The organism is Psychrobacter sp. 1U2 (assembly GCF_051847575.1).
This window is the reverse complement of sequence record NZ_JBPYDC010000007.1, coordinates 73408-87910: the sequence shown is the minus strand read 5'-3', so window position 1 is coordinate 87910 and position 14503 is coordinate 73408. Positions and strand designations below refer to the sequence as shown.

Below are 14503 nucleotides of genomic sequence, written 5' to 3'. Positions count from 1 at the left end.
CTTTCGAATACTACTAGGTATGCATACTTGCGCTTATGACTTATCCGCACTTATATAGGGTCGTCCCAATAAGGATTGTCCCCCAAACGCTCGGCAATAAAGTCAATCAAGTAGCGGCAGCGCTGTGATAAGAAGCGACTTTTGGGATAGACGGCATAAGCATTTAAGGTCGGCAATTGATACTCCTCAAGGAGCGGAACTAAATCACCGCGCGCTACGGTCTTATAGGTAATAAAAGTGGGCAGAAAAGCAATACCTTGACCTTTTACCGCCATATCGAGTAAAAAATCACCATTATTAGCTTTTATTTTTGACTGAGTGACGACAGTATGAGTTTTACCTTTGGCGTCCGTTAGCGCTATGCTGCTATCTTTGCCAAGACCATATTGCAAAAACTGATGCTTTTTTAGATCTTCTAAGGTTTTAGGTGTGCCCATTTTGCTAAGATAATCAGGACTGGCGCAGAGAGCATAACGAATCAGTGCCAAACGCTTAGCTTGATGAGTAGAATCCTGCAATTCTCTAATACGAATGGCTAACTCAAAGCCCTCCTCGACTAAATCAACATGCCGATCAGAGAAGTCCAGCTCGAAGCTCAAGTTGGGATGCTGATTGGCATAATCGTCAATGACCTCGCTAAGATGCATCAAACCAAAAGTCAAAGGCGCGGTCATCTTCAGCGTACCTTCGATACGCGTAGGCGCGCCGCTAGTCTGCTCATTGAGCGCGTCGACCTCATTCAATATACTGCACGCTCGCTGATAGTACTGCTCACCAGCCTCAGTCAGATTAGATTGACGCGTGGTTCGGCTGATAAGCTGATTACCTAAGCGCGTCTCTAAATCTTTTAAGCGCCGACTTACCGCTGATTTGGCGATATTTAATTGCTCAGCGGCTTTGGTAATACTACCCGCTTCGACAATACGCACAAACATCGCCATGTCTTCAAGCTGTCCCATCTTAACGGCCTTTTATTGTGTATTTTAAAAATTAAGGGAGATCCTATCTAGAGAACCTCCCTTACTCAACCAAAAATCAGGTTACAAACTATAGTCGAATTATTTTAAAAGTGTTATAGCGCTGCTGGGGTGAATTTTGCGCAGCCTCTGTGACTACAGCACGCAAGTAAAATTTATACCAGTAGCGCGTTCAAATTGATAACAACTTTATTTTGAACTGACTATAAGTTATAACTTAAAAGCGTTTATTTGAGATCGGCTTTTTTGCTGCCTTCAACCTGTACCACTAGCTTGACGTTTTTCATTATGCCGCCATCCGTATAGGTATCGATACCCCATTTGGTTCTATCAATAGTGGTTTCAAAATCACCACCACAAGCCTCAACACCTAACACTGGGCTATCATAACAATTAAACTTAGTCGCTGTTAGAGTCACCGGATGCGTCTCATCTAACAAAGTTAAATCACCTGTGACTGTCTTGACTTTGTCACCATCAAACTGCCAGTTGGTAGATTTGAAATAAGCCGTTGGATACTCTTTAACATTGAAAAAATCTTCAGATTTTAGATGATTATCAAAGGCTTTGAGTCCTGTACTTAGGCTACCCATAGGAATAGTGATACCAACGAAGCCTTTTTGGGCTTCAGGCGCATACTCAAGGATGCCTGACAAGTTATAAAAACCGCCGGCATTGGTCGAAGTACCGAAGTGATCTATAGTAAAGCGCACCGCCGTATGTTTGGGGTCAAGCTCATAAGTTGCAGCATGTCCTACAGTGCTCAGCACACCAAGACCACTAATAGCGGCGATAGCGATAGCACGATTGGCTTGTTTTAAAAATTGTGACGCCATATTTAATATTCCTTTTGTTAGTTGCATTTTTGTTCATTAGGTTTTGTTAAGTACTACTTTTGAGCAGATGAATGCAAACAAGTTAAATTAAATCTTTTTTAAGCCGATTTAATATACCGAGAAACTAAGTTTAGTAAAGACTAACAAAAACAAATGCTGAATCGACTAAAAATAGGGGTCGTTGTGTTGCTTTTTGTACGGCTTTATCAGTACTGCTTAACAAGTACTGGCTCTTACTGTCTAAGCCCTTTATTGGATACATAGCTGAATGCATAGCTTTTTTTGATACGGCAATACAGCCAATGTTAACAACGCAACTTTATTCAGTTTAACGTACCGTATCTTGTGATTAATGAAAACCCAATATAGAGGGTTTAGCTCAAAATCTCAACTTATAGCCGATTCTAAATATCGATAAAGGTAATCACCGTAAAAATTATAGTTAATTCGAAATAAAATCGATATGTTTATTTTGTCGTGCTACTGCTACAAATATTCTTTGCTTGCTGTGGGCTTCGCACTCCAAAGGCTGCACGAAATTTATCCCAGTAGCACTGTATCGATTTGAAAGTAAATCAATTATAGTATACTAAACGCCTTATAGCTTATGATTTATATCATTTTGAGGAGTTACTATGAGCGCGCCGCTGAACGTCGCCCTGATTGTCCATCGTTTACAAGAAGCATCTATCAATCAAAAATTTGCCGAGTATAAAATCTCGCAAATCTTGGATGGTTTAGATAATAAGTGCCAAGTCAGCACGCGCATGCAGACATTTCTACAAAAGTTTATGGTCCGCTTTGTAGACTTCGCGGCAAATACCAGTGCCTAAAGCCCGTGCTAGCACCTCCTCTCCTCGCCCGCTGAATGATAATTCGCCAAGCTTTTGGCAGCGCTATCAAGCGCCTATCTTACTGACAGTGGTTGGCGGAGCGATTGATACGATTGGCTTTATTACTTTGTTCGGCTTTTTTACCGCTCATGTCACGGGTAACTTAGTACTGGCGGGTAGCGGTTTGGTCAAAGGGGAAGATGGCTTATGGATCAAGCTGGCATCTGTGCCGCTATTTATTCTGACAGTCGTGATTACGAAGATATATATAGATAAAAGTAAGCAGCAACAGCGGGTGCTCAGTCACTTATTACTCGCAGAAGCGCTGTTTTTGACCGCTTTTATGATCGCAGGACTGTCTTTTCAGCCCTTTACCGAAGCGGGTGACATCACCGTTGCGATCACTGGCGGCTTAGGGTTAACTGCACTTGCTATTCGCAACACCGCTAGCAAAACAGTCATCAAGCACATGAGCCCAACCGTACTAATGACCGGAAATACCACGCAATTAGGAATTGGTTTATCAGATTATCTGGCTAATCGCAGCGCTGATAATGCCAAAAAACTCGCTCATAGCACAGCACTGGTTATTAGCTTTGTGATCGGCGCTCTACTCGGCGCGATACTTTATGTCAATCTAAGCTATTGGGCGGTCGGTTTATTTGTGATGCCGGTGCTGTATTTATCTTGGCTGGCACGTGATCCAGAATTTTTACAAAATATCAGCTAGCTTTAAGGTTCTCTAAGCGATAGAGCGTTTAAATTCACTCGTACTTTATCTTTAGCTATCACTCTTATCTTAAAGTCTATGTCGTATTTCATAAAATAACCCCCAAAGTTGTGTCCAACTTATGGGGGTCAGTTCATTCGTCATGGCTTTTTTATCGACTATTGCTGTCGTACTATTTATTTCGCTTTGATCTTAAGCTTTTGCGTCATGAAATACCGAGTTGGCTTGATATTCTGGATGCTTGTCGATATAAGATTTCACATAAGGGCAGGTGGGTTTGACTCGTAAGCCTTTTGCCGCTGCATCGTCTAAGATGTATTTAACTAGATAGCCTGCGATACCTTGGCCGCCAAGCGCATCAGGTACTTCCGTATGCTTATACTCAATACTCTTCTCGCCTTGAGAAGTGGTAAAGAACTCGTAGTCCTCTAAAGCAATTCGATCATCGATATGTATCTCAAAACGTTTTTTATCTTTATTATTAATAACTTCGTAATTCATCTCACCTTGATTTGACATTACTATCCTCTTTTTATGCTAAAAATTTAATAAGCAAATGAATAGTAACAACTTAGGCTAATCATAGCGTTGTTACTATAGTACATAAATTGTATGCATTTATTGCTTAAGTTTTTAAAGCTTAATAATAGCCACAAATTTGCTATAAATTTAGATCAGAATAATTATGCTTCTTTATTATAACTCCCCTGCAAACTGATAGCGCTCGCCGGCATGCCACATCTTTACCACCGTTAGTACCTTGCCTGCAGAATAAGTCTGGCGCTGTAGCATTAAAGTCGGCGAATCAGGTGCTATTTGCAAAGCTTTAGCAATATCCTTAGGAGCCGCTAGTGCTTGAATAGTATAGCTTCCTCTCTCTAACGGAATCTGTTCAATCAGATAGTCGCTAGTATTCACTACCCTAAAATCTTGCTCAATAAAATCAGGCAGCTGCTGGGCCGCGACCCAACGCTCTTCGAATTGTATCGGTAGATCATTAGCCAGATGGATAATCTTCACTTCATATACCAGCGCTTGCGGCAGATCCTCTTTTGCTAACTGAGCGCTATTATTCTGCTTAGACTTTGCTACGGTATAGTCAAACCTATCACGCAATTCCTCTGGTAGCGCTTCTGCTAAAGTTTCTTGGGTAATGCTACGTTTGCTCACCACTTGAGCTTGATAGTCGCGATTGGCTGATTTTAGATCCTCAGCGATATTACGCACCTCGACAAAGGTATGGTTGAATTGCTGCTGTGCCACAAAGGTGCCAGAACCTTGTCTGCGCTCAAGTACCCGCTCTTCGCTAAGCTCTTTTAACGCTCGATTGACTGTCATCCGCGACACGCCAAACTCTTCTGCTAGCGCCATTTCAGTAGATATCGCCTCTCCTGCCTGCCATTTACCGCTATGAATATTATGCAAAATCGCCGTTTTAATGCGCTGATACGCCGGACTTTTTTTGGTTTTTTCGGTTTTCATTTTAGTTATACCTATTACTTAACACCGCCATTACTAGTGATCAATCTTCATTACAAAATATCCTCATGAGATTATGAGCTTTACTATAACCATCATCGTACGATTTTGACAGAATAAATAATTATAAAAAGTACTTGCAAGCTAATTTAATTCTTGATAATTTGTATATACAACTTATTCATACTAATATTTATAGCGTAATTATTTTGTGATTACCGAAATTCCTCTTTAGACAATCATAAGGATTTATGATGACTCAACTAGCCCCTCAAAAGTCTGCCTTTACTCGCCGTGACGACAGCCGTGAAATCGCCGCACCTACAGGAAGCGAGCTTCATTGTAAAAGCTGGCTCACTGAAGCGCCTTTTCGTATGCTGCAAAACAACTTGCACCCTGATGTCGCCGAAAATCCCAAAAGCTTAGTGGTCTATGGCGGTATTGGCCGCGCCGCACGGAATTGGGAGAGCTATGATCAGATATTAGAATCGTTAAAAGAGCTTGAAGATAATCAAACGCTATTGGTGCAATCAGGCAAACCAGTGGGCGTGTTTCAAACCCATGAAGACGCGCCGCGCGTACTCATTGCCAATTCCAACCTTGTACCGCGCTGGGCCACGTGGGAGCATTTCAACGAGCTGGATCGCAAAGATTTATTTATGTATGGGCAGATGACCGCCGGTAGCTGGATATATATCGGGACTCAAGGCATCGTACAGGGTACTTATGAGACTTTTGTGGAGGCGGGTCGACAGCATTATGATGGTAGCTGGATCGGGCGCTGGATCTTAACTGCTGGACTTGGCGGTATGGGCGGCGCACAGCCATTAGCGGCGACTTTTGCTGGCGCATGCTCGCTAAACATCGAATGCCAACAGTCGAGTATTGATTTTCGTTTGCGTACCGGTTACGTCGACAAACAAGCTAACGATCTCGACCATGCTTATGAGCTGATTAAAGCGCATACTGCCGAAGGCAAAGCTATTTCTATTGCCCTGCTCGGCAATGCCTCCGACCTCTTGCCAGAGATGGTTAAGCGCGCCAAAGATGGCGAGATAAAACCTGATCTAGTCACTGATCAAACTTCTGCACATGATCTAATCAATGGTTATCTACCCAGTGGCTGGACGGTTGCAGAATGGAAAGCGGCGCAAGAAGACCCAAGTCAATACGAAACACTGACCAAAGCAGCGGCACAGTCTTGCGCGGTGCATGTGCAAGCGATTCTTGACTTACAAGCCATGGGAATCCCAGCGACAGATTATGGCAATAATATTCGTCAGGTCGCTTTTGATGAGGGTGTTAAAGACGCTTTTAACTTCCCAGGCTTCGTGCCCGCTTATATTCGTCCGCTGTTCTGTCAAGGTAAAGGCCCGTTTCGCTGGGTAGCGTTATCCGGTGACCCTGAGGACATCTACAAGACCGATCAAAAGATCAAAGAGCTATTCCCTGAAAACCAGCACATCCATCGCTGGCTTGATATGGCAAAAGAGCGCATTCACTTCCAAGGTCTACCTGCGCGTATTTGCTGGCTGGGACTTGGTGAGCGCGATAAAGCCGGCCTCGCGTTCAACGAGATGGTCAAAAACGGCGAGCTTAAAGGTCCTATCGTCATCGGCCGTGATCATTTAGATACCGGCTCGGTTGCTAGCCCTAATAGAGAGACTGAAAGCATGAAAGATGGCACGGACGCCGTATCCGATTGGGCGCTCCTAAATGCTATGCTCAATGTCGCAGGCGGCGCCACTTGGGTATCCTTGCACCATGGCGGCGGCGTCGGTATGGGCTACTCGCAGCACTCTGGCATGGTCATCGTCGCTGATGGTACGGATACAGCAGCCAAACGTTTATCGCGCGTGCTGGTTAATGATTGCGGGTCAGGGGTAATGCGTCATGCCGATGCCGGCTACGAGCTGGCGATTAAAACGGCGAAAGACTATGGTTTGAATTTGCCGATGATTAAATAGTTTGCCCCTTGCTCTTATAAAGACAGAGGTTATAAGGGCATAATCAATACTTTATCAAGGATGATAATATGTCTGAACGAAATATTTTGCCTCCTGGCAGCTCATTGCCTAGAACGCCACTTGATAGGCCTGAGACTGAAACATTACCGCCTGAAAAGCTACTACCCAAATCTTTAGCTCTAATACAGCTGATTGTGTTCAGTGCTATTGGTCTAGTAATGTTTTTTGTGCCTTTTACTATTAATGACAAAAGCACCATTCTATTTGATCACGGGGCAACATATTTAGTCACTCAGCAGCATACCCTTGCGGTGGGTTTGTTATTTTTACTAATGATTTATGGCGTTGCTAGACCTCTTTATGATGGCACCTGGCGCAAAAATATCACTAATATGATATTGACGGCCTTTAAGATTATTGGATTGATACTTGCCATAATATATATCATGGATATAGCGCCCGCTATCATTATGCAAAAGGATATGATGCCGTTTTTATTTGAAAAGCTGGCACTACCAGTGGGTATGATCGTCCCAATTGGTGCTTTAATCTTATCTTTTTTACTCGGCTTTGGCTTGCTTGAGATGTTTGGGGTGCTCATGCAACCTATTATGAAGCCAATTTGGAAAACGCCTGGCTCATCAGCGATTGATGCGGTCGCCTCTTTTGTTGGTAGCTACTCTATTGGACTATTGATTACCAATCGGGTTTTTCTACAAAAGCAATACTCTGTTCGTGAAGCGATAATCATTGCTACTGGTTTTTCTACCGTGTCAGCAGCTTTTATGGTCATCGTTGCTAAAACTTTAAATATCATGGAGTTTTGGAATCTGTTTTTTTGGTCAACTCTGATTATCACCTTTGTTGTGACTGCTATTACTGCGCGTATCCCACCTATTAGAGGTTTCGATGATAGTACCAGTCGTCCAAATTTAGACAAGCAGCAAGGCAATCGTTTAGTAGCAGCTTATCATTTAGGACTAGAAACATCGCGCCGAGCGACTGATATTAAACAGATTATGTGGTCGAATTTTCGCGATGGAGTCACAATGGCAGCGGCTATCGTTCCCTCTATCATTGCGGTAGGCTTAACTGGCTTATTACTAGCTAAATATACGCCTGTATTTGATGCGCTAGGTCTGCTTTTGTACCCGTTCACTTGGGTGACGGGTATGCCTGAGCCACTCGATGCTGCTAAAGGTATGTCAGCGGGATTGGCTGAGATGTTCTTGCCGGCGCTGCTATTAACGGAAGCCGAGGTCTTGACCCGCTATGTGGCAGGTGTAGTATCAATTAGCAGTATTTTGTTCTTTTCAGCGATGATTCCTTGTGTACTAGCTACTGAGATTCCGCTGTCGGTACCTAAGATGGTCATCATTTGGTTTCAGCGCGTAGTATTGAGCATCTTACTCGCCGCACCCTTTGGGCATCTAGCTATCTATTTGGGTTGGATCAGTTAAAAAACTGATAGATTAGTTTAGAAAACCTATGACATACAACTTTTAAAGATTTATAGATAATAAGTAATACCATTAATATAGCTTATAAAACTAGGATAACTCATATGACCACTATAAAGAAAATGACTCTAACGCCCCGTCAACTTAGCTTTGCTATGCTACGTGATATTTATGACAATCCGGTAACGCTAACACTACCTGATAGTGCTTATGACGCTATCGACGCCTCACACGAAGACGTTCGTACTATCATCGCTCGTGATAAAAGCGCTTATGGGATTAACACCGGCTTTGGCTTACTGGCTAAAACCCGTATTAGCGATGATCAACTTGAACTACTACAACGTAATTTGATTATCTCGCATTCGGTCGGTACGGGTGAGGCCTTACCTGCTGACGTGGTCAGACTGATCATGGTAATGAAAGTTGCCAGTCTCGCGCAAGGCGTCTCAGGCGTGCGCCGCCTCGTTGTCGATAGCCTATTGGCCTTAATCAATAACCAAATCACCCCGCATATTCCGGCTAAAGGCTCAGTTGGCGCTTCTGGTGATCTAGCGCCGCTCTCGCACATGACGTTAGCGATTATGGGTGAAGGGCAAGTGTTTGTAAAAGGCAAGTTAGTACCAGCCGCTGACGCCCTAGCACAGCATGGTCTTGAACCGATCACCCTTGCAGCTAAAGAAGGACTTGCCTTAATCAATGGTACGCAAGTCTCAACCGCCCTAGCGCTACGCGGTTATTTCTTAGCACGTGATCTATTAGAGACCGCAACTATCGTCGGCTCGATGTCGATCGATGCAGCTAAAGGTTCAGATGCCCCATTTGATGCACGTATTCATGAAGTGCGTGGTCATCATGGACAGATTCAGATTGCGCAAGCGCATAGAAGCTTGATTGAAGGTAGCGCTATTCGTGCCTCACATGACGGCGAGCAAGACGATCGCGTGCAAGACCCCTATTGCTTGCGCTGTCAGCCACAAGTGATGGGCGCTTGCTTGGATATTATCAATCAAGCGGGGCAAACACTACTTATCGAAGCCAATGCGGTGACTGATAATCCGCTGATCTTCAATAACGAAGATGGCCCAGTAGCTATCTCAGGCGGTAACTTCCATGCCGAGCCGGTGGCCTTTGCTGCTGATATTTTAGCATTAGCGATTGCTGAGATAGGGTCGATGTCTGAGCGCCGAGTTGCCCTACTTATTGATGCGACTTTATCAGCTGGCTTGCCGCCATTCTTAGTTGAGAATGCTGGAGTGAACTCAGGCTTTATGATTGCCCATGTGACCGCGGCAGCGCTGGCTTCTGAGAACAAATCTATCGCCCATCCGGGTAGCGTCGATAGTATTCCAACCTCCGCTAATCAAGAAGATCATGTGTCGATGGCGACGTATTGTGCGCGCCGACTGTATGAGATGGTACAAAACACAGCCACTATTGTCGGTATAGAGCTGTTAGCCGCAGGACAAGGTATTGACTTCCGTCACGGCCTTGATACTTCGAAGCCTTTACAAACTGCCCATAAGCGTCTGCGCGAGCAAGTGAGCTTTTATGATAAAGACCGCTATCTTGCACCTGATATTGAGGCGGCTAAGCAGATTGTATTAACGCGTGCCTTAACCAAGCATTGGCCAGAGCTGCGTGATCAATGGTATTTGTCTGAGTAAATCAGTTAAACTTTTTTCAGTTAAAAGGATATCATCAATGACTAAGACTGCTATTCATCACGTAGCTGCGGATATGAGTCGCTGGACAGGGCGCGCAGAGCCATTCGAAACGGCACGCGCTCGTTATTGGTATCAGCTTGCTCAGCCTTACACTTTTGATAGTAGCAGTCAGTGTAACGGTCAACAAAACGGACAGCTTATTGGACTAGTAGGTTTCGCTTGCGACCAAGGCGTGCGCCGTAATCAAGGCCGCATAGGCGCGCGCGCGGCACCGCCACTACTTCGTAGCGCCTTTGCAAAGCTGCCTGTCATTAATGAGATTCAAGAATGCTTCGATAATGAGCTTGCCACTTTATTAGGAGATGCCGGCGACATCGAATGTGATGATAATGATGAGTTCACTGAGCAAATTTTAGAGAAGGCACAGCAGCGCTATGCCGATGTTGTTACTAGTATTATCAAACAAGGCAATCTAGCGATCGGGCTTGGCGGTGGTCACGCTATCGCCTATGGTAGCTTTTTGGGCCTATGGCAAGCACTGCAAATAAAGCATAATGATCAAGATCAGATAAAAGCTCAGGCGATGCCTACTATCGGTATCATTAATTTTGATGCACACCTTGATATTCGTGCTTCTGATGTTGCCACATCCGGCACGCCGTTTCGACAAATCGCTGAGCATCTACAAGCCTTTGACCAACCTTTTCATTACTGCTGCATTGGCGTCAGCCGTTTATCAAACACGGCTGCCCTATTCGATCGTGCCGATGATTTAGGCTTGCAAATCATTAGCGATGAAGATTGCAATCATAAAAAATGGAAAAAGCTAGCAGCAAAAATCACAGCTTTTATCGAGCAAGTCGATATTATTTATCTAACCATTGATATGGACTGCCTACCAGCAAGCGTCGTACCCGGAGTCAGTGCTCCGGCCGCTTACGGTATCGATTTGGCCTTTGTTGAGCGCACGGTTAAACTCATCATGGCATCTAACAAAGTAAAAATGGCGGATATTGCGGAGATTAATCCGACTTATGATATTGATGGACGCAGTGGTAAAGTGGCCGCTCGCCTATTGGCAACTATTATTGAGCGGCATCTGTTACTGTCAAATTAAAATAAAGTAGGTGTGGGGTGATTTCTAAGCACCAGCCAAAAGTTATGATAATAATGCATGGAATGTACCCTACCACTTTTTGATTGAAAACTATAAGCGCACTAGCTATAAAATAAGCAGGAGCACATTATGACTAATTCTACCAAGCAAAAACACAACAATGACGCTATGAACTCTTTTGACAGCCTTATTATTAATGCCAATCTCGCTACTTTCTCGGCTGAGCATGGCTTTGATATGAGTAGAGATAGTGAAGGCAACAACACCCCTTACGGTCAGCTAAAAAACGCCGCTATCGGTATTCACAATGGAAAAATTGCTTGGATAGGCTCTCAAGATGAGATATCAAGCTATCTCTCTAACTATCAAAACGAGCAAGTTTATGACGCTAATAACGCTTGGATAACGCCTGGGTTGATCGATTGCCATACCCATCTCGTGTATGCAGGCAACCGCAGCAACGAGTTTGAAGCGCGTTTGCATGGCGCAAGCTATCAAGACATCGCCGAGCAAGGCGGCGGTATTGTCTCGACGGTGAAATCGACCCGCAAAGCCAGTATTGATGAGCTATTTGTACAAAGTGAGAAGCGCCTGCTAGCATTAATGCGCGAGGGCGTAACCAGTATCGAGATTAAATCTGGCTATGGTTTGGATTTAGAGACTGAGCGCAAAATGCTCACCGCCGCACGTCAGCTTGGCGAAAAATATAATATTCATGTCAGCACCAGTTATCTTGCCGCGCATGCCTTGCCACCAGAGTATAAAGGTCTTCCGGATGAGTATATCGAGCAAGTTTGCGAGTGGTTGCCTATCTTGCATAGTGAGGGCTTAGTCGATGCCGTCGATGGCTTTTGTGAGGGCATTGCTTTTAGTAGTGAGCAAATAAGGCGCGTTTTTGAGATAGCACGCTCGCTTGACCTACCTGTCAAACTGCATTCAGAACAGCTCTCTAACATAGGCGCTAGTGCTTTAGTTGCCGACTATCAAGGGCTATCGAGCGATCATCTAGAGCATTTATCAAAAGCGGATATTGAGAAAATGGCAGCCAGTGATACCGTAGCGGTTTTATTACCAGGTGCATTTTATACCCTGCGTGATACTAAGCTGCCACCGATAGAAACCCTGCGTCAACATCAAGTCTCTATAGCCATCTCAACCGATTGTAATCCTGGCACCTCACCCCTAACCTCTTTGCTGCTGGCAATGAATATGGGCTGTACGCTATTTTACTTAACTCCCGAAGAAGTGCTTGCAGGAGCTACCGTTCACGCGGCTAAAGCACTAGGATTATATAAAAAAGGTAAAATCGCTATCGGCTGTGATGCAGACTTAGTATTGTGGGATATCACCCGTCCTGCTGATCTGGCTTATCAGATTGGGCTCAATCCTATCATCGGTACAATGTATGAAGGGCAATGGCGTTAGTTTATAGAAATTTAACTCGTTGCTTAATACGTTTTGAAAATAATAAAACGCCTTGGTGCTATCGTTAAATAGCGCTAAGGCGTTTATTTTATGCTTAGCGGCTTGGTAGCTAAAACGACTACTCTGCATTATCTTCTTCAGCAGCTTCTAGGTTCGCCTGTTGATACTGCGCTTGCTCAATCATTGAAAAATACAGCGCCTTATTAATAGGTAGCGTATTGTAGATCATCTTCCCAACAGCGGTGCCATTACCCGCGCGATAGTATTCCATCAGCTCACGCCCATACTTTCTCATATCGACGCTATTACTAGCATTAGGGATTTGCCTGTCAGCTGGCAAGTTTGGGAAAGTGCTGGCCGCAGAGAGGGGCATATATTGCTGCAACACATCTACAGTCAGCCCTTTACTGGCTTTTTGAGAGTCTGCATATTGGTTGCGTTGATGCTGCCACTGTATTTGCCCGCGCCCGTTTAGACCATATAGCAGCTGAATGGTCGGCTGCTGGTTTTTATTAATAACAGCTACTGTTTCATCATTAGAACGCGCCGCCCGTTCTAGCACTTCACTGATAATACTATCTGCTTGCTGATCGGTGACATTTTTCATTAAGGATAAAGCTTGCTGCACGAGTACTTTACTGGTGAGCTTAGTCGCATCAGGGCGAGGATCGCCTGACTCGTAAGCGCTGTCTTCTTTAACGAGTTCAGGGTATTGATTGATAATCAGCTCATAAAAGATACTGACGTAATCTTTATAAAACTGCTCATAGCTCTCGGCGCTTTGTACGCGGCGGATAATTTGCTTGCTCTCTAACATAGTATTTAGCTGCGGCGAAGGCAGTTTGGGAGATAGTGCCGCCAAAGTCTTAGGCGCAATATAGTCAAACTGACTCATAGGCGCCGCTTCGTAAGTGCGGTCTAAAGCTTCAAAGTGCGCTTTGATGACTGACTTACCGAAGCCTTTAGGTAAGCTACCATCATCAATCGCTAAGCGTAGCCATTTGTTGTGCCACTGAGTGCCAAGCTTATCATCGGCAAACTCTGAGGTCAGCAGCGCAAAATTGTCTGCCCATAAGTAAATATTGCCAGTCTTAAAATCGACATAAATAGGCTGATTAATACTAGTCTGGTTATTACGCGCATGATATTGAGCGCTCATCAGCATAGTAAATCTACCGGCGAGTGGCTGATAGACGCCTTGGGCATTGATAGATAAGGGCTTGAGTAAATATGCGTCGAGCAATTGCGCTTTTTTGATATCTAGCGGCGTCGATTTATTATCATAGCTATCAAATAGCTGCTGATAGTAAGGGCTTATGTCTTGTAAAGTACCGCTATCCTTTGTCTCGTTAAGGCGGCTACCCTTGATAGTGCTCGTTTCAAGAATAGTTGCGCCCTCATCTCCTCTGGCTTCGACTATAGCCTCATCATCGTAGTTATTATAACTATCATAATCATCTTCATAACTACCATCATAACTATCATCATGGCTATCAGCTCTATTTGCGTCCCAGGCTCGATAGGCTTGCGCGCACGCCAAATACTCATTTTTAAGCGCGGTGCGCTGAGGATTATACTGAGGTGCTGATAGCTCTAAATTTTGCGCTTGTGCTTGGGCAACTAAGTCAGCATAGGCTTGATCATGGGTTGCTTCACAATATCTCGCAGCAGTCTTTGATGCCACCAATTGGGTCTTATCTATATTTACAAATTGCTGTTCATTGCTGATCTCAATATTACTGTGGTAACTAAACGAGCTACGACGCTGTTTTTTTAGGGCGGCCTCTAGGGTTGTTTTTGCAGCATCTTGACTGGCCGCAAGACTGATCTCACCTTGTGGACTAGTGCCCATTGATTGACACCCCGTCAGCGCCACACTGCTAATCAATAAAGTGCTACCCCATAGCGAGCGTTTGGACATGATAGGTTTTAGAGCTAAAGATAACGCTAATGGCTTGAATTGATTTTTCATTTTTTATCCTTAAAAAAGCTTAATACTGATTCCAAAATTG

General features: G+C 44.3%; 12 protein-coding genes. 7 read left to right on the top strand and 5 right to left on the bottom strand.

The genetic code is table 11. The annotated features are described in order from the left end of the window. Positions 1–50: 50 nt before the first annotated feature. Positions 51–959 carry a LysR family transcriptional regulator gene (locus ACS8FD_RS05385; RefSeq protein WP_439274805.1) on the bottom strand — a complete coding sequence of 303 codons (909 nt, stop codon included), beginning with the start codon at positions 957–959 and terminating at the stop codon, positions 51–53. 245 nt (positions 960–1204) lie between these two features. After that, a complete protein-coding gene (locus tag ACS8FD_RS05380) occupies positions 1205–1813 on the bottom strand; it encodes a YceI family protein (RefSeq protein ID WP_439274804.1) in 609 nt (202 codons plus the stop codon). Between the two features lie 635 nt (positions 1814–2448). On the opposite strand from ACS8FD_RS05380, the gene ACS8FD_RS05375 reads away from it, so the two are divergent. Beyond that, entirely contained in the window at positions 2449–2646 is a 198-nt protein-coding gene (locus ACS8FD_RS05375) for a hypothetical protein (protein WP_439274803.1), read from the top strand. Continuing rightward, positions 2639–3376 carry a YoaK family protein gene (locus ACS8FD_RS05370; protein WP_439274802.1) on the top strand — a complete coding sequence of 246 codons (738 nt, stop codon included), beginning with the start codon at positions 2639–2641 and terminating at the stop codon, positions 3374–3376. The genes ACS8FD_RS05375 and ACS8FD_RS05370 overlap by 8 nt, the downstream gene beginning before the upstream one ends. A gap of 192 nt (positions 3377–3568) precedes the next feature. Here ACS8FD_RS05370 and ACS8FD_RS05365 read toward each other — a convergent pair whose 3' ends face one another. Together ACS8FD_RS05365 and ACS8FD_RS05360 are read right to left on the bottom strand one after the other, a co-directional pair. After that, positions 3569–3895: a GNAT family N-acetyltransferase gene (locus tag ACS8FD_RS05365; RefSeq protein ID WP_439274801.1), complete on the bottom strand. Its 327-nt coding sequence runs from the start codon at positions 3893–3895 to the stop codon at positions 3569–3571. Between the two features lie 177 nt (positions 3896–4072). Beyond that, positions 4073–4858 carry a UTRA domain-containing protein gene (locus ACS8FD_RS05360; RefSeq protein WP_439274800.1) on the bottom strand — a complete coding sequence of 262 codons (786 nt, stop codon included), beginning with the start codon at positions 4856–4858 and terminating at the stop codon, positions 4073–4075. Between the two features lie 251 nt (positions 4859–5109). On the opposite strand from ACS8FD_RS05360, the gene hutU reads away from it, so the two are divergent. From hutU to hutI, 5 genes are all read left to right on the top strand, one after another. Continuing rightward, entirely contained in the window at positions 5110–6822 is a 1713-nt protein-coding gene (gene hutU / locus ACS8FD_RS05355) for a urocanate hydratase (protein WP_439274852.1), read from the top strand. 68 nt (positions 6823–6890) lie between these two features. Beyond that, positions 6891–8282 carry a YjiH family protein gene (locus ACS8FD_RS05350; RefSeq protein ID WP_439274799.1) on the top strand — a complete coding sequence of 464 codons (1392 nt, stop codon included), beginning with the start codon at positions 6891–6893 and terminating at the stop codon, positions 8280–8282. 104 nt (positions 8283–8386) lie between these two features. Beyond that, positions 8387–9949 carry a histidine ammonia-lyase gene (gene hutH, locus ACS8FD_RS05345; RefSeq protein WP_439274798.1) on the top strand — a complete coding sequence of 521 codons (1563 nt, stop codon included), beginning with the start codon at positions 8387–8389 and terminating at the stop codon, positions 9947–9949. 37 nt (positions 9950–9986) lie between these two features. After that, complete coding sequence (gene hutG, locus ACS8FD_RS05340; protein ID WP_439274797.1) at positions 9987–11066, top strand: formimidoylglutamase; 1080 nt, start codon at positions 9987–9989, stop codon at positions 11064–11066. Positions 11067–11195: 129 nt separating this feature from the next. Beyond that, positions 11196–12491, top strand: coding sequence for an imidazolonepropionase (gene hutI / locus ACS8FD_RS05335; RefSeq protein ID WP_439274796.1), 1296 nt, complete (start codon positions 11196–11198; stop codon positions 12489–12491). Positions 12492–12609: 118 nt separating this feature from the next. Here the strand turns inward: hutI and ACS8FD_RS05330 are convergent, their stop codons facing one another. After that, entirely contained in the window at positions 12610–14463 is a 1854-nt protein-coding gene (locus tag ACS8FD_RS05330) for a hypothetical protein (RefSeq protein WP_439274795.1), read from the bottom strand. Positions 14464–14503 lie beyond the last annotated feature (40 nt).

Bases quoted from the DNA above. Each gene is read 5' to 3' on its own strand.
- ACS8FD_RS05330 (WP_439274795.1), bottom strand. From the start codon at position 14,463: ATGAAAAATCAATTCAAGCCATTAGCGTTATCTTTAGCTCTAAAACCT.
- ACS8FD_RS05350 (WP_439274799.1), top strand. From the start codon at position 6,891: ATGTCTGAACGAAATATTTTGCCTCCTGGCAGCTCATTGCCTAGAACG.
- ACS8FD_RS05380 (WP_439274804.1), bottom strand. From the start codon at position 1,813: ATGGCGTCACAATTTTTAAAACAAGCCAATCGTGCTATCGCTATCGCC.
- ACS8FD_RS05385 (WP_439274805.1), bottom strand. From the start codon at position 959: ATGGGACAGCTTGAAGACATGGCGATGTTTGTGCGTATTGTCGAAGCG.
- ACS8FD_RS05365 (WP_439274801.1), bottom strand. From the start codon at position 3,895: ATGTCAAATCAAGGTGAGATGAATTACGAAGTTATTAATAATAAAGAT.
- hutI (WP_439274796.1), top strand. From the start codon at position 11,196: ATGACTAATTCTACCAAGCAAAAACACAACAATGACGCTATGAACTCT.
- hutG (WP_439274797.1), top strand. From the start codon at position 9,987: ATGACTAAGACTGCTATTCATCACGTAGCTGCGGATATGAGTCGCTGG.
- ACS8FD_RS05375 (WP_439274803.1), top strand. From the start codon at position 2,449: ATGAGCGCGCCGCTGAACGTCGCCCTGATTGTCCATCGTTTACAAGAA.
- hutU (WP_439274852.1), top strand. From the start codon at position 5,110: ATGACTCAACTAGCCCCTCAAAAGTCTGCCTTTACTCGCCGTGACGAC.
- hutH (WP_439274798.1), top strand. From the start codon at position 8,387: ATGACCACTATAAAGAAAATGACTCTAACGCCCCGTCAACTTAGCTTT.
- ACS8FD_RS05360 (WP_439274800.1), bottom strand. From the start codon at position 4,858: ATGAAAACCGAAAAAACCAAAAAAAGTCCGGCGTATCAGCGCATTAAA.